At 60.5% G+C, this 18,460-nt stretch carries 18 protein-coding genes; 5 read left to right on the top strand and 13 right to left on the bottom strand.

The features are described 5' to 3' along the window. Nucleotides 1-10: 10 nt before the first annotated feature. From EBBID32_RS05290 to EBBID32_RS05255, 8 genes are all read right to left on the bottom strand, one after another. Nucleotides 11-697 carry an ABC transporter ATP-binding protein gene (locus EBBID32_RS05290; protein WP_006952096.1) on the bottom strand — a complete coding sequence of 229 codons (687 nt, stop codon included), beginning with the start codon at nt 695-697 and terminating at the stop codon, nt 11-13. After that, nucleotides 694-1,899, bottom strand: coding sequence for an ABC transporter permease (locus EBBID32_RS05285; protein WP_006952094.1), 1,206 nt, complete (start codon nt 1,897-1,899; stop codon nt 694-696). Before EBBID32_RS05285 ends, EBBID32_RS05290 begins: the two co-directional genes overlap by 4 nt. A gap of 1 nt (nt 1,900) precedes the next feature. Beyond that, nucleotides 1,901-2,956, bottom strand: a complete 1,056-nt coding sequence (locus tag EBBID32_RS05280; RefSeq protein ID WP_006952092.1) for an efflux RND transporter periplasmic adaptor subunit — start codon at nt 2,954-2,956, stop codon at nt 1,901-1,903. 11 nt (nt 2,957-2,967) lie between these two features. After that, nucleotides 2,968-3,342, bottom strand: coding sequence for a hypothetical protein (locus tag EBBID32_RS24455; protein WP_051093273.1), 375 nt, complete (start codon nt 3,340-3,342; stop codon nt 2,968-2,970). Nucleotides 3,343-3,402: 60 nt separating this feature from the next. Further along, the gene (locus EBBID32_RS05270; RefSeq protein ID WP_006952091.1) at nt 3,403-4,047 is read right to left on the bottom strand and encodes a trimeric intracellular cation channel family protein; all 645 of its coding nucleotides are present in this window, start codon (nt 4,045-4,047) and stop codon (nt 3,403-3,405) included. 107 nt (nt 4,048-4,154) lie between these two features. Further along, nucleotides 4,155-4,754 (bottom strand): NAD(P)H:quinone oxidoreductase, encoded by a 600-nt coding sequence (gene wrbA, locus EBBID32_RS05265; RefSeq protein ID WP_006952089.1) that lies wholly within the window; start codon nt 4,752-4,754, stop codon nt 4,155-4,157. After that, complete coding sequence (locus tag EBBID32_RS05260; RefSeq protein WP_037488987.1) at nt 4,751-5,563, bottom strand: DODA-type extradiol aromatic ring-opening family dioxygenase; 813 nt, start codon at nt 5,561-5,563, stop codon at nt 4,751-4,753. The genes wrbA and EBBID32_RS05260 overlap by 4 nt, the downstream gene beginning before the upstream one ends. A gap of 5 nt (nt 5,564-5,568) precedes the next feature. Next, entirely contained in the window at nt 5,569-5,976 is a 408-nt protein-coding gene (locus tag EBBID32_RS05255; protein WP_006952085.1) for a DoxX family protein, read from the bottom strand. A 103-nt stretch (nt 5,977-6,079) separates the two neighbouring features. On the opposite strand from EBBID32_RS05255, the gene EBBID32_RS05250 reads away from it, so the two are divergent. Beyond that, nucleotides 6,080-6,952 (top strand): LysR family transcriptional regulator, encoded by an 873-nt coding sequence (locus EBBID32_RS05250; protein ID WP_006952083.1) that lies wholly within the window; start codon nt 6,080-6,082, stop codon nt 6,950-6,952. 430 nt (nt 6,953-7,382) lie between these two features. Beyond that, nucleotides 7,383-8,672, top strand: a complete 1,290-nt coding sequence (locus EBBID32_RS05245) for a tyrosine-type recombinase/integrase (protein WP_156022466.1) — start codon at nt 7,383-7,385, stop codon at nt 8,670-8,672. An 80-nt stretch (nt 8,673-8,752) separates the two neighbouring features. On the opposite strand, the gene EBBID32_RS05240 is transcribed toward EBBID32_RS05245, so the two are convergent. The 5 genes from EBBID32_RS05240 to EBBID32_RS05220 are packed head-to-tail and all read right to left on the bottom strand — an operon-like array spanning nt 8,753 to nt 14,318. After that, nucleotides 8,753-8,962 (bottom strand): hypothetical protein, encoded by a 210-nt coding sequence (locus EBBID32_RS05240; RefSeq protein WP_037488950.1) that lies wholly within the window; start codon nt 8,960-8,962, stop codon nt 8,753-8,755. Beyond that, nucleotides 8,955-9,200, bottom strand: coding sequence for a hypothetical protein (locus EBBID32_RS05235; RefSeq protein WP_037488947.1), 246 nt, complete (start codon nt 9,198-9,200; stop codon nt 8,955-8,957). Before EBBID32_RS05235 ends, EBBID32_RS05240 begins: the two co-directional genes overlap by 8 nt. A gap of 33 nt (nt 9,201-9,233) precedes the next feature. Continuing rightward, a complete protein-coding gene (locus EBBID32_RS05230; protein WP_006952075.1) occupies nt 9,234-11,138 on the bottom strand; it encodes a UvrD-helicase domain-containing protein in 1,905 nt (634 codons plus the stop codon). Between the two features lie 2 nt (nt 11,139-11,140). Next, nucleotides 11,141-13,123, bottom strand: a complete 1,983-nt coding sequence (locus EBBID32_RS05225) for an ATP-dependent nuclease (RefSeq protein WP_006952073.1) — start codon at nt 13,121-13,123, stop codon at nt 11,141-11,143. 13 nt (nt 13,124-13,136) lie between these two features. Further along, nucleotides 13,137-14,318 (bottom strand): Fic family protein, encoded by a 1,182-nt coding sequence (locus EBBID32_RS05220; RefSeq protein ID WP_081628039.1) that lies wholly within the window; start codon nt 14,316-14,318, stop codon nt 13,137-13,139. A 332-nt stretch (nt 14,319-14,650) separates the two neighbouring features. On the opposite strand from EBBID32_RS05220, the gene EBBID32_RS05215 reads away from it, so the two are divergent. From EBBID32_RS05215 to EBBID32_RS05205, 3 genes are read left to right on the top strand one after another with little or no spacing between them, the layout of a single operon-like run. After that, nucleotides 14,651-15,820: an ABC-three component system protein gene (locus EBBID32_RS05215; RefSeq protein WP_006952069.1), complete on the top strand. Its 1,170-nt coding sequence runs from the start codon at nt 14,651-14,653 to the stop codon at nt 15,818-15,820. Beyond that, complete coding sequence (locus EBBID32_RS05210; protein ID WP_006952066.1) at nt 15,817-16,326, top strand: three component ABC system middle component; 510 nt, start codon at nt 15,817-15,819, stop codon at nt 16,324-16,326. Before EBBID32_RS05215 ends, EBBID32_RS05210 begins: the two co-directional genes overlap by 4 nt. Further along, nucleotides 16,326-18,287: a DUF3732 domain-containing protein gene (locus EBBID32_RS05205; RefSeq protein WP_006952064.1), complete on the top strand. Its 1,962-nt coding sequence runs from the start codon at nt 16,326-16,328 to the stop codon at nt 18,285-18,287. Before EBBID32_RS05210 ends, EBBID32_RS05205 begins: the two co-directional genes overlap by 1 nt. The last annotated feature ends 173 nt before the right edge of the window (nt 18,288-18,460 follow it).

Genomic DNA, 18,460 nt, shown 5'->3' with positions numbered 1-18,460 from the left:
CTGTGAAGGGTCATGACCGGACAATCCGGCCATCAAGAAGTTCGATCCGGCGCGGGCACTGGCCCGCGATATGCTCGTCGTGGGTCGAGATCAGGAAGCTGGTAGCCATCGTCTGGTTGATCGAGCGGATCAGGTCCATCACATGGTCTGCCGATTGCCGATCAAGATTGCCGGTCGGCTCGTCTGCCAGCACCAGCACCGGATTGTTGATAAGCGCGCGCGCCACCGCAACACGCTGGCGCTGGCCGCCCGACATTGCCGATGGCCGGTAATCCCTGCGGTCGGCAAGCCCCACGGCATCGAGCAGTTCCGTCGCCCGTTCGCGCATCGCGCGCGTTTCGCGTCCGGCAGCACAGGCCGCAGGCATCATCACATTCTCCAGTGCCGATAGATCGGGCAGCAGATGATGGAACTGAAACACGAAGCCCAAGTGCTTGCTGCGGAATTTGGTGCGCTGACCCTCGCTCGCTTGCATAAGGTCCACGCCCAGCATGTCGTGGGTGCCGCCGCTAGCGCGCATCAGCGTCCCCAGGATCGTCAGCAATGTGCTCTTGCCCGAACCGGACGGACCGAGCAGCGCGGCCATTTCGCCGGCCGCCATCGACAGGTCGATACCCTTGAGAACGAGCACCTCGGCCTCGCCTTCGCCGAAGCGCTTGGTCAGGCCGCTCACGGAAAAAATCGCTTCCGCGCTCATGCCCCGATAGCCTCGACCGGATCGATCCGGGCGGCGTTGCGGGCGGGCAGGATTGACGCCAGCATCGCAGCCAAAGTGGTCAACGTAATCGCCAGCAGGAAATCACCGTGCGCCCGGTCAATCGGCAACCCGCCGCTGCGTACCTCGGTCACCGGCGGCAGCGGCAACAGCGCGAGCCATGCGATCACCGCGCCGACGATTGCCCCGACAAGGCCGATCAGCGTACCTTCCAGAACGAAGATCGAAATCACCAGCCCCTTGCTGGCACCCATCGCGCGCATGATGCCGATTTCCGATTGGCGCCGGACAATGGACAATAGCATGGCGCTGGCGATGCCAACGATGATGGTGACCAGCGAAAACGCCTTGATGATGATGCCAGTACGGGCCTGTGCATCCAGGCCCTCGAACAACTGGCTATTGTCTTCTGTCCATGACGTGGCCTTGAGTCCGGTGGACCGGCGCAGACGTTCAGCGATGGCGGCCGCATCGGTAGCAGGCACCACCCTGATTTCGATCCGGGAAATCCCGGTCGACAGGTCGAACAAGGCGCGGGCGGTGGTGAAGTTCATGTAGACCGCCTGTCGGTCGGCGCTGGCAATGCCCAGCGTGAAGACGCCGCCAATTCGGAAACTGCGTGCCCGCCCGCGATCGGAACTCAAGCGGACCACTTGCCCGACCCTGAGGCCAAGATCGCGCGCCAGCCTGCTGCCGATCAGGATACCGTCGGCGGGCAAGTTGCTGCTGCCATCCACCATGGCTGCGTCGATATTGGCAATTTCGGACAGCTTGCCCGGCATGACGCCGATGACGCCCACAGGCGCCACAGTCTGCCCACGTTCAATAAAGGCGGATCCCCGGATTTGCGGCGATACGGCAGAAATGCCGGGCGTCTTTTCGATGATGGGGATGACAGGCTGCCAGATCGCAATCTGATCACGGCGGCTGAGGTCTTTTTGCAGCACCACTTGCGCGTGACCATCCGGGGACAGGATGGCGGGATCGCGATCAGGCATTTCCATCACGATGTGGGGGATGCTGCCTACCGTTCTCAAGGTCAGCAGGGTCGCCAATCCGCCAATCAGCGCGCTCATGAAAATGAACACGCTGACGCCCAGCGCCACGCCGGCCATCAGCAGCGCCGTCTGCCCCGGATGGGACAGCAGATGCCGGATGGCGAGCTTTACGGCATAGGGGCTCATCCTATTTCGCTACCCGGACTTCTTCACCCGGCGCTGCGGATTCCGGATTGGCAAGGATGCGTTCGCCCGCCCTGATGCCGCTGGTGACGATCACCTTTTCCGCAGGCCAATCGACAAAGCCTATCTCGCGTTCGATCACGACATCATCCGTGCCGACGATCCTGACCTTCGCCCCGCTGCTGGACTGGATGACGGCGCTGCGCGGCACACTGATTGCGCGATCCCGCTTTTCCATGACCAGATTCACCGTGACGGTCAGACCTGAAGGAACGTCGACAGCAGCGTCAACCAGGCTCAGCCGGACATCGCGCGCGCCAGTCGCGGGATCGACACGCGGCTCGACATGCGCCACAATTGCCCTGAGATGGCGGGTTCGCCCGGGCAGACTTACCATTGCCTCCATTCCCGGACGGATCTCCGCAGCATAAATCTCATCGACCTCGAGGTTGACTTCCGGACTGGAAAGATCGGCCAGACGGTAGATGACGCTCTCCAGACCGACTGTCTGCCCGGGATCGACGGGGCGCTCGAGGATTACACCGCCAAAGGGCGCGCGCAGCACCCGGCGGTCGCGCAATTCGCGGACCCGCACCACGCTGGCTCGGCGGCGGCTCAGTTCCCGCTCGCCTTCCAGCACCGTGAGGCGCCGTTGCTCCACTTCACGCTTCGTCGCAAACTGGCCCAGCGCGACGAAACGGGCGAGGTCCCGCCGCGCCTGCGCGAGCGTTGCCTGCTGAGTCTGGACGGATGCTTCCGCCTCGGCAATCGCCGCCGTTTCAGGCGCGTCATCGATCCGTGCGAGAATCTGTCCCCTTGTAACCCGGTCGCCGACATTAAAGGGCAAGGCGATGAGTTCACCGCCGAGTGCAGGACGTATATCTACCTGCAAGCGCGGCCTGATCCGCCCATTGACCGCGAGGACCCGCTCCGCAGGTGCCACTTGGGAGACGAATGTGACCACTTCCTTTGTGCGGGGTACGAGCAGCCAGTATCCCGCCAGCGCCAGAAGAATTAAGGCCAGCCCTGCGAAAATAGATTGCCGTGTGCTTATCTTCATCAGCTCCGGCTCTACCCATGAATTACAGATCGAGATAGGTGCTGGCTCGCGAGTTCCGGTGTGTGGGAGCAAATTACAGGGCGCCCCCGATGACAAAGATGCCGATGCGGTAGGGTGCGTACGGAAGGCGATCTCCAGGCCGTCGTCCACCTGCTGGCAGAGACATGCTGCTCCCATTCGTAGGTCGCATCGGCACAGGCGGCGGCACTCAGCACCACCAGTTCCTTGTGGTAATCCGGGCTGTAGCCCATCATCCGGAAGAAATTGACCTTGGTGGGCAGGTTCTCGAACTTATCTTTCACGTGCGCAGGTAGCGTTGCGAAATCGGGATACTCGATGTGCACCCTCGAGCTGACCCTGTCGCTGAAATCTTCGCTCTTGCTCATGTGGAACTCCTCTGACCGATGTCGATCGTTTGGCTTCGCAACCTGTCCGGCGGATGCCCTTCAGCAAACTGCGTTTTCATGCGCTCGGCCTTGGCGTGATCGGTAGCGCGGCAGAGACCAGCCAAACATGATCGCGCCTCCGCGCAGCGCGAAGCCTACCCCGAATGCTGCAGACACACCGACTTGCCGGTCAATGCCCAGCGCGTTGGCGCAAACGAGGGTGATTGCAGCAGCCAACGCCGCGGTCACATAGATCTCGTAGGAAAAAATGATCGACCGCTCCTGGCTTAAGGTGTCACGAATGATGCCGCCGAAGCATGCCGTGATCATACCCATGATGACGGCGACGACCGGGCCTGCACCGACGCCGATCGCCCGTTCGGCACCGGTCGCGGCAAACAGGGCTAACCCGGCTGCATCGAGCCAAAGGATGAGCTGGTAGCGCGAGTGCACGAGGTGGGCCGTGAAGAACGCGATTGTCGAGACGAGTGCGCAGACGACCACATAGAGGGGCTGTTCGATCCACAGGACCGGATGGAGGTCGAGCAGAAGATCGCGGAGCGTTCCGCCGCCAATCCCGGTCACGGTGCCCAGCAGGACGAAGCCGACAACATCCATCTGCTTTCGTGACGCGACCAGCGCGCCAGTCAGCGAGAAAACCACAATCCCGAGCCAGTCGAGGAAGGTCACGGTGCTCTCGAACATGCTATCCCCCTATCTCTCTGTGCCATTCGCCTGGCCGTGCAGTCGGTCTTGGTGTGCGTTGACGGGCAGGGCGCCATCCTCGTGTGACGGCGCCCTGCCGCTCGAGATCAGCCGAATAGCTTGCTGGCAGTCCTGGCGACGCGCGCACCGAGATAGCGGGCCCCGGCGAGTTCATCCTCGTCGGGCTGGCGGCTGCCATCGCCGCCGGCAATGGTCGTGGCGCCATACGGTGCGCCGCCACGGACCTTGTCATGACCCGACTGTCCGGCGAAGCCGTAATCGAGCCCGACAATGGTCATGCCGAAATGGAGCATGTTGGTGATGAGCGAAAACAGTGTCGTTTCCTGCCCGCCATGCTGCGTGGCAGTTGAGGTGAAGGCCGCGCCGACCTTGCCGTTGAGCGCGCCGCGCGCCCACAGCCCGCCAGCCTGGTCGAGAAACGCAGCCATCTGCGAAGAAATCCGGCCAAACCGCGTGCCCGTGCCGATGACGATGGCGTCATAGTTCTCAAGCTCGGCCACGGTCGCGACGGGAGCAGCCTGGTCAAGTTTGAAGTGGCTTGCCTTTGCCACCTCCTCGGGCACGGTTTCGGGCACGCGCTTGATATCGACCGTGGCGCCCGCTTCACGCGCACCTTCCGCGATGGCCTGCGCCATCGTCTCGATATGGCCATAGGTCGAATAATAGAGGACGAGAACCTTGCTCATGACTGCTTTCCTTTTTGATTGGTCGAAATAGTTGAGGCGCCAAAGGCATAGGCATCCATGCGAAGGACGCCGTAAGTATTGCTGGCATGGAGCCGTTGCACGGGAGCGCCGGATCCCGCCGCACCCAGCGCAACGAACAGGGGCAGGAGATGCTCCTCGGTTGGATGGTTACGCTGCGCGTGCGGGGCGAGGCGGCGATAGGCCAGCAGATCGCAGGTGCGTCCTTCACCCAGCGCTGCGTCGAACCAGTCTGCAAACTCCGTAACCCATTCGGGCTCTGCCATGCCTGCCTGGCCGCGCCAGCTCGACAGGTCGTGCGTGAAGCTGCCGCTGGCGACGATCAGCACGCCTTCCTCAACAAGCGGCGCGATTGCTCGGCCGACTTCCAGGTGATGGCCGGGACCGAGCTGGCTTTGCACGGACAGTTGCACCACCGGGATGTCGGCGTCCGGCCAGGCGAGCATCAATGGCACCCAGGCTCCGTGATCGAGACCCCTTGCGGTATCCGTGGCCGATGGAAGTCCCGCCTCGGCGAGGAGATCGACGATCCGGTCGGCAAGCTGCGGGTCACCCGGTGCGGGATAGGTCAGCTGATAGAGCGCCTCCGGAAAGCCCGCGAAGTCGTGGATCGTCCGATTGCTTTCGACGGCATTGACGGTGGGGACGCGCGTTTCCCAGTGTGCGGAAACCACCAGGATCGCGCGGGGTCGCGGCAGGGCGGCCGGGAGGTGCTTGAGGAAGTCGCGGGCGGCGACATCCTCGAAGGGCAGCGTCGGCGCGCCATGCGAGAGGAACAGTGGGCGGAGCATTTCGCTCACACCTTCTGCTTCAGCGGGTTGCCGATGGCATAGGCACCGTCGCCGAGCATCGCCTGAACGGCCAGGGCGATGGCCCAGAACACCGGATATTCCCAACCACCACCGGTATTGGAAAAGGTGAAGCCATTGGCGGCGTGCGGCACGATTGCCCCGATCATGATCGGCAGCGCCGCCAGTGCTGCCCAACGCGTCATGAAGCCGAGAATCAGGGCAAGGCCAAGCCCGATCTCGCCGGCCATGACCGGATAGGCCAGAATACCGGGAAAGCTGATGCTTTCGAAGAAACCGGCCGTTCCGGCGGGCGTGAACACCAGGAGCTTGATCAGTCCATGCGTGAGGAGGAGGGCGCCGCTGGTCACGCGGAGCAAGGCAATCGCCTGCGAAGTCGAAGCTGTCTGGGTCATGGTCAATCGTCCTTTGTCTCGTTGACCCTCAGGTACGTAGTTTTATGAGTGCATGCCATTCGTGAAGTTTGACTAGTGGCCATGCGTTTTCGTATGAAGTTGCATGGACTGGGACGATCTTCGCACATTCCTCGCCATTGCCCGGCACGGGACACTGTCTGCTGCGGCACGTGCGCTCGGAGTGACGCAGCCGACGATGGGGCGCCGGCTCACTGCGATGGAGTCACGGACGGGTGCGCGGTTGCTGCAGCGCCTGCCCGGTGGCTATGCGTTGACTCCCCTTGGGGAGACTGTGCTGGGCAATGCCGAACGCGTGGAAGCGGAGGTACTGGCCGCCGAACGCGCCATCACCGGCAAGGACGTGGCGCTCGAAGGCCTAGTCAGGCTGACCACGGTCGACACGCTTGCAGCGCGGATCGTCACCCCGGCGCTCGTCACCCTGCAAGCCAAGCATCCGGGCATCGTTGTCGAACTGGTTCCCGACACGCGTTCGCTCAGCCTGTCCAAGCGGGAGGCCGATATCGCGCTGCGCATGTCACGCTTTGAGGGGAACGAGGTGGCAGCCCGACGCGTCGGCGCGCTCGCCATGGGACTGTACTCAGCCCCGGATATGGCCCGGCCCATCGAGGAGGGGCAAGCCCGCCTCGTAACGGTGCTCGACGATCAGGCGCATTTGCCGGAGGCCAAATGGCTGCGGGATGCCTTTCCCGATGCGCTTATCGGTTTTCGCTCCAACAGCCGCGAAGTGCAGGTTCACGCGACTCTTGCAGGGGCCGGGGTTGCCGCGCTCGCCCGCTATCGTGCCGATGGGGAGCCCGGGCTAATTCGCCTGTACCCCGACAGACCTGACCTTGTTCGAGACATCTGGATAGGTGTGCATGTGGACATGCGCCACATGCCGAGAGTGCGGGCAGTAACCGATACAGTTGTCGAAGCACTGCGGAAAAACGCCGCGATTCTCAATCCGGGTCACTGAACCCCAGGTGTTGATAGAGCAAGACAGGCTCGAGCACACGCTGGAGCCAGCTTTTCGTCGCAATACCTTGATCAACCGTCGCCGGATCCGCTGCTACCTAGAGAGCTACCTAGCGATCTGCGAGCGGAAATCCGGTTGGCCCAAGGGCCATTTAATACGTTGAAATATATGGAGAATTTGGTGGACGCACTAGGGCTCGAACCTAGGACCCGCTGATTAAGAGGCGTCCGGGGGCGATTTTTTGAACGTCCTGACACGTCCCCCAATGTCCTCCGGCGTCCGATTTTGAATCTCCAACATACTGATATATAATAGAAATTTCACAGGGTCTCGTCCTCGGGTGTCCGTCGTTGGCTTGCGGAAACTCCAGTCAGTCGGGGCTCTGGTGCAACCTATATGCAACCTAATTTTTGGGTCAAGGAGTGTTCGAGTGGCGGCCTCACTTACAAAAAACGGAATTGAGGCCCTGATCCTGAGGGCCAAGAATGGTGCCTCTGGGCAACTCGAACTCCGCGATGATCGCGAGCCGGGCCTGCGCATCCGCGCGGGTCAACGATCCGCAAGCTGGTCGTATTGGGGGCGGCTGAAAAATGGTCAACCCACGCGTATCAAGCTCGGATCCTGGCCCGGTATGGGTATTGCCGAGGCGCGAGCGGCAGCACAGGAGGCGCGGGCCAAGGTCGTCCAGGGCCATGACCTCAACGAGGAGAAGCGGGTTGCAGCACGCGAAGCAGCTCTTGAGATACGGACCAGAACAACCCTCAAGGACGTACTGGACCTGTATGAGGAACTCATTCTCGCGCAGCACCGTCGCGGTGCTCAGACCCGGCGTGCACTTGACGGCAAAAAGGGTCTGATGACGACCCTCGCCAACCGGAAGCCGGCCTCGATAACCCGCGCCGAGATCAGCGATCTCGTCAAGAAGCATGCCCGGCAGGCACCGATATCGGCCAACCGGAAGCTCGCTTATGCGTCGGCCTTCTTCAACTGGTGCGTCGAAGAGGAAATCCTCACCGATTCTCCCGCAAAAAACATCCGCAAGCCGGCCAAGGAAAACGAGCGCGACCGGTTTCACACCCTTGAAGAACTACGCGAGGTTTGGGCTGCAACCACTGGCCTTGGATATCCATTCGAGCAGCTATACCGTTTGCTGATAGTGCTGCCGATGCGGCGGGAAGAAATATCGGCCATGCCGATCGCGGATCTGACTGTCGGGGATGACGACACGCCGGATCAGGGAATATGGGTACTTCCCGCTGGCCGAACGAAGAACGCGAAGGCCCTGCGTGTCCCGCTTTCGCCATTGGCTCGGTCCATCATTATCGAGGCGCTCAACCACAAGGAGCGGCCGAAGGAGTCGAAGCTACTCTTTTCGACCACTGGTGAAACATCGGTCTCGGGTTTCACGAAAGCCAAGCGCCGGATTGACAAGGCAGTCCGGGGTGCCCGGATCAAGGAGGCGGAACAGGCGGGGATCGATCTGGAAACCGTTGAGCACATGCCGCACTGGACCGTTCATGATCTGCGAACGACCTTCAATACGCACGCCTGCGAGATTCTGAGTGTGCCGCCCCATGTTGCGGATCGGATATTGAACCACGTCGCGACCGCGACGCGGTCGAAGATCATGCGCGTCTACAACAAATCCGAGATGCTTGACGCTCGCAAAAAGGCGCTTTGCGATTGGGCGGATTTGCTTTCGACCAGGGTGATTTCATAAAAATCAGGAAAGCGGAGTTCTTCATAGTTAGTCGGAATGGCGTGTTTCCTATGGGCAGGCAGAGATCCGTCCTCTGGCAATCAGAAACGATCGCGTTTCTTTGTATAATTCCAGGGAACCACGGACGAACCGCCACGGTCGGTGCGGGACTGCACGATCACGTCCGATAGCCGATCGTCGATATCATGAACGATGGCATCTTCCTGCACCAGGATGGCGCGACGCTCTTCGACGTCATGGTTCCACAACAACGCTTCGCGGCCTTCGAGGTAGGCTGCCCGTTCAGCCATCACCTTGGGATGGGTATGAAGCCAGCGAAGAAAGGCGATGGCGTCGGGCGTCTTGCCCGTCGATGAAGGTCGGATCGGCAGCAACAAGTTCCTTGAGCCTGCCGACGTAATTGGTTCGGCTGAGATTCCCGGCATCGCGTTCATCCAGCAGATTGTCGAACTGCTGCTGGATGTCATCGTGGCCATCGGGATAGGAGAAGAGGCCGTCTTCTCCATGAACCTCGAAGGTAATGGTCACATATATTCTCCTCGATGCCCTGCATCACCTAAATTAAGCAACGCGCACACTCTGCACCCCTGCCTTACTCAGAAGCTCATACAGTGTCGCGATCTTGGTTCGTGAGCCACGACGAGCGCAATAGGTGAAAACGACACGCTGTTTGGCGCGAGTGAATGCAACAAAGAAACCCGCAGTAGCCTCGACCTGATCGTTGGAGAAACTCCACCATGCGCCATCGTCCAAGCCGACGAATATAACGCTGTGGTATTCGAGTCCTTTGCTTTTATGGATTGTCATCAGCGGGATCGCATGGATGCCTTCATAGGCGTCAAGAGCCGATGACCAATCGATGCCGTCAGCCGACGACACCAGCAGATGCACCGCGACCGCATCAAGAACCTTTTCGAGCCAGCTGCCCTGGCCGTAGGCGGGATGAACGGCGATCAGCCGTTCCCGGCCGATGAAGGCCAGAATGTCGTCCACGATGGATTGCGCTATTGCCTTTGTTTTTGGTGGATTGGGATGTGCGGCGCTGAGCTTGATCACGTATGCGTCCAGTTCGCGGGCAAGTTTGGTCTGCGCGGCCTCTTCATCGGGCGCGACGCCACGGAGTGCAGCTAGCGCCTCCTGACAGTCCGTCCAATATCGGCCGGCCCGCTTGGTCATCGCGAGGTGCAGAATGGCGACGACCAGTTCCGATGCTTCTTCCGCCAGCAGTTCTTGCAGCATGACCGTGCCGACGGTCCCGGCCTCGTTGCGCAGGGGAATACCGGCGGCCGCGAAGGCCGGTTCGAGGACAGCCGCGTAGTCGACGGCCTTCTGGCGGACAAGCAGAACGAAATCGCGTGGGCCGAGCTTTTGGGTCTTCATCTCGGCGGCAACGAATGCCGCCAGGCGGTCCGCCTCGACCTCCGGCGTCGAGAAATCCCAGATTGCGCAACTGTCCCCTGCGATCGTGCCCACCGTTTTCGATACCGGTGCCACGGCGCGCGCGTCTAAGGCTTGGGCCAGAACATGCTGGATACGCACCAGCTCGGGCGACGAACGATAATTGTTGTAGAGAGGTGTTCGCTTCGCGGCGAAGTCGGCGTCAAAAGCCGTGAACGGATCATCCATCGCCATGGCCCAGCGCATGATCTGCTGCTTGTTGTCCCCCACGGCGGTGATCACAGTGTCGGTGCCGAGGAAGATTGTGCGAACCAGATCGTATTGGATTTGAGTCGTATCCTGAAACTCGTCCATGAACAGGTGCGAGTAGGTCAGTCGCAGCGCGTCGCGCGCCATCGGATTAACCCGCAACAGTAGTTCGACAAGGCGCCCGATCATGGGAAACGACAGGCCGCTCGTCTTGCCACTGCGAAGCGACGTTTGCCAGTAGCGATCGGCTGCCCATTGACACGGCGTCGGATTTGGCCAGCCTTCCAACGGGAGCGGCAATCCCACCAGATGACGGCGTTCGAACGCTTTCACTGTTATCGCTTGAATGTCGGCGTAGATGCCGACCGATGTCGGAGGGGCACCGAGTTGCTGCTGAAGGAAATCCCGATAATCTCGATCATTGGGGAACATGATTTCATAGTCGGGCGTGGGTCGCCAGAGTTCGGGTAATGCCTGACCAAAGCGGTCGATCAGCCCCTTCGCAAAGGCGTCGAACGTCATGGAGTCGAAGCGCCCGGCATGAATGCGGTGGCATCGTTGACGGACCCGCGCGGCGAGGTTCGTTGCGGCATCGCGCTTGAAGCTGATGGCCAGAATACGCCCTGGCGGAGGTGCGGTGCCCGTCTGGAGGAGATAGGCGGCGCGTTGCGCGAGCAATTCCGTCTTGCCTGCACCGGGGCCGGCGATGACGGATCGATTGTCTGCCGACCGGACAACCTTCAACGCATTCGCTTCGAGCGCGTCCACGCCGACCGGCTTCCAATCATCCGGGCGAACCCGTCGCGACAGCACCGCCATGGCTAGTCCCGCCGCAATGACTTGGCGATGTGCTTGAGAACTTCGGCCAGAACAGAAGGCATATCTTCGCGCAACGCCTTGGGTTTGATGTGCGACAGCGCCGCGAGATGGGTTGCCGGCTTGCTATGTGTAAGAAAGTGATAGCGGTAGGCTGGCAGTAGGTCTGGATAGTCCTTGAATGCCCCCGTGTAGAGCGTGAGCCCTGGTCCAGCCGTCCCGAGAACTACTTCCGCCGCTTTGTCAGCGGTCATCTTTGGTCCGCCGCCCTTGGGAATGATCGCTTCGTATGCCTCCGGGAAGGCTTCAAGCATGGCAAGATCGAGGTCGAGAGGCGCGGAGAAGTAGACTCCATGCAACTTGAGGCGATCGAGCCATCCCTTCAGAATCTTCCGATCTTCCACGTCCTGCCATGTGTGCATTGTTGAGAGTCTCTCGTCGGACAACAAGCCACCTTCAATTTCTAGGAGTTTGGCTTTTGGCACGCCAAATTCGATGAGATTCTCGATCGCCGTCTTCACTCGGCCAAAGCCGCCACCTTCGCGACCCAGATCGAGATCCAGGAGGGTCGCGTGAGGGATGCCCAGATGCTTCAATAACCGCCAGAAGTGCTGCACATGCCGCCCGCCTAGTGGCACGATGGCGACGAAGGCAGGATCGATCAGGAGGTCGAGCGCCTCAGCCAGAGGCGGCAAGACGATTCGCTCCGAATCTCCTTCGACGAGCAGCACGAACCGGGCGAAGTAGAGTTCTGGATAGGCGAGTACGGCACCGCGAACGAATTTGGCTGCCTCATCGACACCTGCTGGCATCTTGATCGTCTTGACCGACGAGATGCGCGTCTCCGGATCGCAGCGGCAGTAGCGAACCTCCCGCGGATTGACGCGGCTCAAAACCGCGGGCGAATGACTGGTGACGATGGCCTGAGCGCCACCGGCATCGGTCAGCGAGCGGACCTGACGGATGATGCGCGCCAGGAAATAAGGGGAGAGATGGTTTTCCGGCTCTTCCACCGCGAAGATCGTGAGGGCGGGAATGCGCAGAGTATCGTCGCGGAACCCCTCGACCGTGCCGGCGACAACCTCGCGCTCCAGATCGAAAACGGCTGCGGCCAGCGCGAAATAGAATAGGGATTGCTGCCCATCACTCAGAGCGTCGAGACCGCGTTCCTGACCGTCCGGTCCCTGCTCGAAGATGACGGCGATTTTGTTGACGACATCCTCAAACCGGCGGCTGACCAGGCTGAGCCTGGGCTTCGTATCGACAACATCGTCGTGAAGGCCTGACCAGCGCGCCTGCACGGCTTTGCCGATCGCGGCAATCGCCGACTCGCTCTCGAATGCCGTGGCCAGATTCTCAGTGGCTTTCTGAACAGCCTCCTCGGTCTCGGACGACCATTCGATAGCGCGGAGCAGGCGAGCGGCTAGTGCGCCCGTCGTTGCCCTAATCTGGGCCGCCGCGTCCCGGCTGGCAGGCGTATAATAGAGTTGGATGAGGCCACGATCCGCCGCCGAAACAGGGTGACACTTGTCTTCGGTCGGATCGTCATCGAGCGTATCGACCCAAAAGAGTTCCTGCGAAACCTCACCTTCGACCGTCCCGTCGTCTTCCCATCGCGCCACGAGGCGCAGACGGCAGACTGGCGATTTGCCCTCTCGTTCGATCTGCATGTGCCGGAACGAGGGGGCGATCGTCTCCGGTGTCGCGGTGCCATCGGCCAGTTCGGGCAAACCGATCAGCACGTCGATGAACAAATCCTTGGGTTCGCGATCATCCGGATGGTTGTCTGCGCTAAGGTGAAAATCTGAACGCTGAACGGTGCGCTGCGCGCGCGATACGCCAAACAGCTTCGACAGTGCGTGCAGGAGCGCGGTCTTGCCCGCCGCATTCGGGCCGACAACGGCCGTGATCTCCGATGAAATCGGCACTGTGATCGGATCGGGGCTGAAACAACGGAAGCCCGACAGGGTTACAGATTCGATACGCACAGGCTTCCTTCCGTCAGGTCGCAGCGGGGAGCGGGTCGGTGCCCTCACTCAGGATTGCGAGATACCGCCGGTAACTGAAAACGCGGCCTCTTTTGCGGCCAGTGATTTCCTCGACGATACCGAACTGTTCCAGATCGGCGAGCGCTGCATTGACCGTGGGGGCGGAGAGGCCCGTGTGCAGGACGAGCTGATTGGCCGTCAGGAACGGGTTCTGTTGAAAGTGATCGTGTATACGAAGCACTGAACCAGCCCGGTCACTCTCCGCCGTGATGCGTTCGCGATCTTCCTTGAACAGTTCGACGATCCGGGTGGCGGCATCGAATGCCTGATTGGCGGTGTCCGCGACGCCCGTGAGGAAGAAGTCGAGCCAGGCTTCCCACGCGCCATGCTCGCGCACCTCCTGAAGCAGGCGGTAATAGTCAGCGCGGTGGGTTTTGAGATAAAGGCTCAGATAGAGCAACGGCTTGCGCAGCACCCCGTTGACGCAGAGATAAAGCGTGACCAGCAACCGGCCGATCCTGCCATTGCCGTCCAGGAACGGATGGATGGTCTCGAACTGAACGTGCAGCAGGCCGGCCTTGATCAGTGCGGGTAGCCGTGACCCTTCCTCGTGCATGAAGCGTTCAAGCGCATCGAGACAGCCATCCATCTCGGTCGGTGGCGGCGGTACGAAGAGCGCATTTCCGGGACGTGTGCCGCCGATCCAATTCTGCGAACGCCGGAATTCGCCGGGGCTCTTCGTGCCGCCACGCCCGCTTTGCAGCAGTCGCGCGTGCATCTCCCGGATTAGACGCAATGACAGGGGCAAGTCTTCCAGCCGCTCCAGGCCATACATCATGGCATCGACGTAGTTCGAAACTTCGCGAATATCGTCGACCGGTTGGCCAGCTTGCGCCTCGGTCTCGAAACGGAGCAGATCCGAAAGCGTCGATTGCGTGCCCTCGATCTGGGATGAGAGGACGGCTTCCTTCCGCACATACATGTAGAGGAACAGTTCCTGGCGCGGCAGCAGCATGGTGATGCCGTCCAGACGCCCCAATGCTCGTTCCGCCAGGCTCAACCGCTCCAGCAGAGCAAGCACGTCAATCGGCGGTTCCGGTGGCAAGGGCGGCGGCACGAACGCGCGCACCATCTCTCCCGCAACAAGGGTTTCGACATAGTGGCCTAGCCGGAGATTGGGGGCAGGTTCAGACATGAGTCCAATATGACGGTACGGTCTTATTTAAGCAATGCCCTCTTGGCTTAAATAGCAAATGAGCTAAGGTAAGCGCTCTTAAATAAGAGGTGACACCGCCATGGGCTACCTGATGGGTGCCGCTGGAGTATATTCCGAGGCCGACTACCGCCTTTTGATATGTGAGCCAGATAGTTTGGGCGGTTCTACCGAAGATGGCAAGCAACGCCTGACGCGATCAGCGCTTCCCGCTGTGATCGGTCGCACCACAAAAGGTTGCCATGACCAGGGCTTATGTTGTCTCTTGACCGAGAAAGGCTGGTCGCTCAGCATTCATCAGAGGGGGCGCATGTATGAATGCCGAAATTAAACCTGCGAAGCACAGTGCACCCGGACAATATCTCGGTTTTGCTCTTCAGCCAGTCCGGGTCTTCTATCATCTTCTTACTTGCCCTAAAGGGGCCAAGGTATCGCTCGAATTACAGGACGACGTCGCCATCCATTATGCCGATGGCAGCCTTTGTCTCGAACAGACCAAAAGTGCGCTGAAGCAGAATCCCATTTCGGACTGGGCAATCGATCTGTGGAAGGCCTTCCACAACTGGCTGACGATGCTTGAGGCGAAGGAATGCAAGGCCGAGGCTACGCGTTTTCGCCTGTACGTCACACCTGCAAAGAAGGGGGCGTTCGCCGAGGCGCTGGCAGGTGCCGCGAACGCTGATGACGTCGAAGCCGTTCTGACGATGATCCGGGCGAGACTCGCAAAGCAGAAGACCCCTCCCGCCTGCGCCGCTCACCTCCAGCCGTTTCTAGACGCATCAAAGGGACAGCAAGCCGCCATAGTCGGACATTTCGAGCTGGAGACTAACGCCTCGGACCCACTCGATGCCATCCGTGCGGTACTCCTGCCCACCATTGCCGAGAACCATGTCGACATATTGGTCAAGTCTGGAATTGGGCAGGCCAAGCAGGCGCTCGACCGCCTCATCCAGCGCGGCGAAGTGCAGATGCTTGATGCCGACGCGTTCCGAAAGGATTTCCAGGCATTTATCCGGCAGAACAACCTGCCCGGCCTGCTGACATCGCTGGCTGAGGCACCCAGCGATGCGCTCGTGGCGGACATCGCCTCAACACGCCCTATCTTCATCAGGCAACTCGAACTGGTCCAGGCGAGCGACGAGGATCGTCTGCGAGCGGTCAGCGATTTCCTGCGCACCTCGGCCGACAAGGCCGAATGGGCGGAGCGCGGCCTGGTATTTTCAGGAAGCCTGGATGGTTGGGACGATGACCTTGTGCGCCGGCACGGCATGGCCCGCGGCGATGTCGCGGATCTGCATGGGCACAAGGCTGCGGAGGTTCAGGGGCGTCTCGTTTATCGTCAATGTGCGCAACACCAGGCCCCGCTGGATGGACGGGTGGTGCCGGGGCATTTCGTCCATGGCAGTTTTAACGATCTCGCCGATCGTCGACGCATCGGCTGGCATACGGACTATGAGACTCTGCTTGATGGTGATGCAGGGTGACGATCACCTCGGCAGTCGACCTCAGCGAACTCGATATCGTCCAGAATCCCGCGATCGGCGCCTTTTTGATCTGGCATTTCACTCTCGGCTATCAGGAAGACGGTGCCGAAGCCGTGCCGCTCCCGCTAGCCTTCCTCATTCTGCCGATGCTGCTCCATCGTCCGACATTCGATGCGGTAGTCTCGACCCGCAAGTCATCAGGTTTGTGGTTGTTTGCGGCCAAGTTCGATAAAGAGCGCGAAGTGCTGATGGAACTGCACGGCCGTGCGCTCCAACTACGACCGCTAAGCCTGCAATCAGTTGGCATGGCGGCGACGTCGCGACTGATCAAGATCGACTATGAGAATGCTGCGCTGCACGGCTATCCGCTCGATCTGATCGGCGTCAGGAAGCCCGTTATCCCAGAGCGACTGAAGGGGTTTGCCGGCGCTGCCGATAAGTTGGGCTATTGGTTTTCCAAGCTTGGCATTCCGCAAATCGCTTCGACCTTAAGGATCGATTTCTGATGTATTTCCAGCTGCGTAAATTGATCCTTTGGCCCCGTCACGACGGCCAACCACGCATCGTCGATTTCCATCCCGGCGTGGTCAACGTCATCAGTGGTGCGTCGAAAACGGGTAAATCAGCGGTCATCCCGATCATCGACTATTGCCTTGCCTCGGACAAGTGCGCGATTCCGGTCGGCGTCATTCGAGAGAATTGCAGCTGGTTCGGCGTCGTGATCGATACGGTCGAAGGGCAGAAACTGCTCGCCCGACGTGAACCTGGTGATCAGCAGACTACAGGGGACATGGTGCTCATTGAGGGGGATGAGGTCGAGGTTCCGCAGCGCATCGATGGCAAGGGGACGTCCGCCTCGAACGTGAAGGCCATGCTGAACCGGCTTGCGGGCCTCACCAATCTCGACTTCGAACCTGAAGCAGAAGGGGGCTTCAAGTCTCGGCCGAGTTTCCGAGATCTCATGGCCTTCACCTTTCAACCCCAGAATATCGTCGCCAACCCCGACGTCATGTTCTTCAAGGCCGACACGACCGAGCATCGCGAGAAGCTGAAGACCATCTTCCCCTATATTCTGCAGGCTGTCACCGCCGAGGTTCTGCAGGCACGCTATGAACTCGATCGTTTGGGCCGACTCCTGCGGCGACGCGAAAGCGAACTTCGGGCGCTAATGGCTGCCGGAAATGCTTGGCGGATGGAAGCGCAGTCCTGGCTGAGGCAAGCGATCGAGTTCGGCCTGCTGCCATCCGATCAAGCGATTCCAAGCGACTGGCCTGACATAGTCGACATGCTGCGCGGCGTCGTCGAAGCGAACAGCGAAGCGGCTCATCCCAATATCGCAGGGATCGACGCTGCTCTCGGCCGGCTTCAGGAATTGCGCACCGAGGAAAGCGCTGTCGCGGTCAATCTTACCCAACACCGGCAACGATTGAGTGAACTGCGGCGGCTTATCGAGAGCAGCGATGCCTATGGCAGCGCGCTGCGCATCCAGCGCGACCGCCTGGCCCTGTCAGACTGGCTCAAGGAACTTATGCCCGATGACAGGCGGGATGACGCCGTGGCGATCCTGGGCGACGGCGGCCGTGAAAAAGTTGAGCAGCTAAGCGATGCGCTTGCGGCAATTGAGGTCCGGCTGCGCACACATCCCAGCGTGTCCGACACGCTCGACAAGGAAATCCTGCGCCTGCGGGGTGATGCGGAAGTGCTGCTTGCCCGTCTGAACGAGATTCGCCGGGAAATCGGCATGCTGGAGCGCAATTCGCAGCAGGCGAAACAGACCATTGACCGTTTCGATCGGATGGAGCGCTTCCTTGGCCGTCTTGAACAGGCCCTCCTGCTCTATGATCGCACCGACCAGTCGGCGGGGCTTCGCCAGGAGATCGATGCAATCAAGTCGCAGATGGGAGAGCTTCGGCGCCGAGTGTCTGAGAACGAAATTGAGCGCAAGATGCGTAACGCCCTGGACGGTATCGAGGCAACGACTGGCCGGTTGATTCCCCGACTGGACGCGGAATGGCCAGATGCACCGGTGCGCCTGATGGTCGCAGACTTGACGGTCAAGGTCATCAGGGGAACGCGCGATGACTATCTCTGGGAGATCGGTAGCGGCGCAAACTGGCTGGCCTATCATGTCGCGCTAACGCTTGCGCTGCAGACCTTCTTCCTGGAATTGCCTCATCATCCCGTTCCCGGCCTACTGATCTATGATCAGCCGAGCCAGGTATATTTCCCTCGTCGTGCTGCTGGCGATGAGGCCACCGATCCAGTCGCATGGCGAGACGAGGACGTTGTCGCGGTCCGCAAGGTATTCCAATTGCTCGGCGAACAGGCGGCTGCGGCCAACGGCCGATTGCAGATCGTCGTCCTGGATCATGCCGATGAGGATGTCTGGGGCGATCTTGCCGGTGTTGTTTTGGCAGAACACTGGCGTGACCACGCACTGGTTCCCTATGAATGGCTCTCAGCTTGAGAAGCGGGTTTGAATAGGCAATCTTGAGGCGAGGCTGGAGAGCCATTGCCGTTTTGTTGGTACCGCTTCGAAGAGCGCGAACCGCTATTCTGACAATGGAGATGGCGCCGCACGAAAACGGTCGTGCCAGCGCGCTGCTTCCCGCATCTGTGTGGCGTCCGTTTGGGAAGAGA

The sequence above is a fragment of the Sphingobium indicum BiD32 genome (assembly GCF_000382885.1).
GTDB classification, from domain to species: domain Bacteria; phylum Pseudomonadota; class Alphaproteobacteria; order Sphingomonadales; family Sphingomonadaceae; genus Sphingobium; species Sphingobium japonicum_C.
This window is presented reverse-complemented; position numbering and strand designations above follow the sequence as displayed.

What these genes read in the sequence shown, in the direction of transcription:
- EBBID32_RS05290 (WP_006952096.1), bottom strand. Translation starts at nt 697, where the DNA reads ATGAGCGCGGAAGCGATTTTTTCCGTGAGCGGCCTGACCAAGCGCTTC.
- EBBID32_RS05285 (WP_006952094.1), bottom strand. Translation starts at nt 1,899, where the DNA reads ATGAGCCCCTATGCCGTAAAGCTCGCCATCCGGCATCTGCTGTCCCAT.
- EBBID32_RS05280 (WP_006952092.1), bottom strand. Translation starts at nt 2,956, where the DNA reads ATGAAGATAAGCACACGGCAATCTATTTTCGCAGGGCTGGCCTTAATT.
- EBBID32_RS24455 (WP_051093273.1), bottom strand. Translation starts at nt 3,342, where the DNA reads ATGAGCAAGAGCGAAGATTTCAGCGACAGGGTCAGCTCGAGGGTGCAC.
- EBBID32_RS05270 (WP_006952091.1), bottom strand. Translation starts at nt 4,047, where the DNA reads ATGTTCGAGAGCACCGTGACCTTCCTCGACTGGCTCGGGATTGTGGTT.
- wrbA (WP_006952089.1), bottom strand. Translation starts at nt 4,754, where the DNA reads ATGAGCAAGGTTCTCGTCCTCTATTATTCGACCTATGGCCATATCGAG.
- EBBID32_RS05260 (WP_037488987.1), bottom strand. Translation starts at nt 5,563, where the DNA reads ATGCTCCGCCCACTGTTCCTCTCGCATGGCGCGCCGACGCTGCCCTTC.
- EBBID32_RS05255 (WP_006952085.1), bottom strand. Translation starts at nt 5,976, where the DNA reads ATGACCCAGACAGCTTCGACTTCGCAGGCGATTGCCTTGCTCCGCGTG.
- EBBID32_RS05250 (WP_006952083.1), top strand. Translation starts at nt 6,080, where the DNA reads ATGGACTGGGACGATCTTCGCACATTCCTCGCCATTGCCCGGCACGGG.
- EBBID32_RS05240 (WP_037488950.1), bottom strand. Translation starts at nt 8,962, where the DNA reads ATGGCTGAACGGGCAGCCTACCTCGAAGGCCGCGAAGCGTTGTTGTGG.
- EBBID32_RS05230 (WP_006952075.1), bottom strand. Translation starts at nt 11,138, where the DNA reads ATGGCGGTGCTGTCGCGACGGGTTCGCCCGGATGATTGGAAGCCGGTC.
- EBBID32_RS05220 (WP_081628039.1), bottom strand. Translation starts at nt 14,318, where the DNA reads ATGTCTGAACCTGCCCCCAATCTCCGGCTAGGCCACTATGTCGAAACC.
- EBBID32_RS05215 (WP_006952069.1), top strand. Translation starts at nt 14,651, where the DNA reads ATGAATGCCGAAATTAAACCTGCGAAGCACAGTGCACCCGGACAATAT.
- EBBID32_RS05205 (WP_006952064.1), top strand. Translation starts at nt 16,326, where the DNA reads ATGTATTTCCAGCTGCGTAAATTGATCCTTTGGCCCCGTCACGACGGC.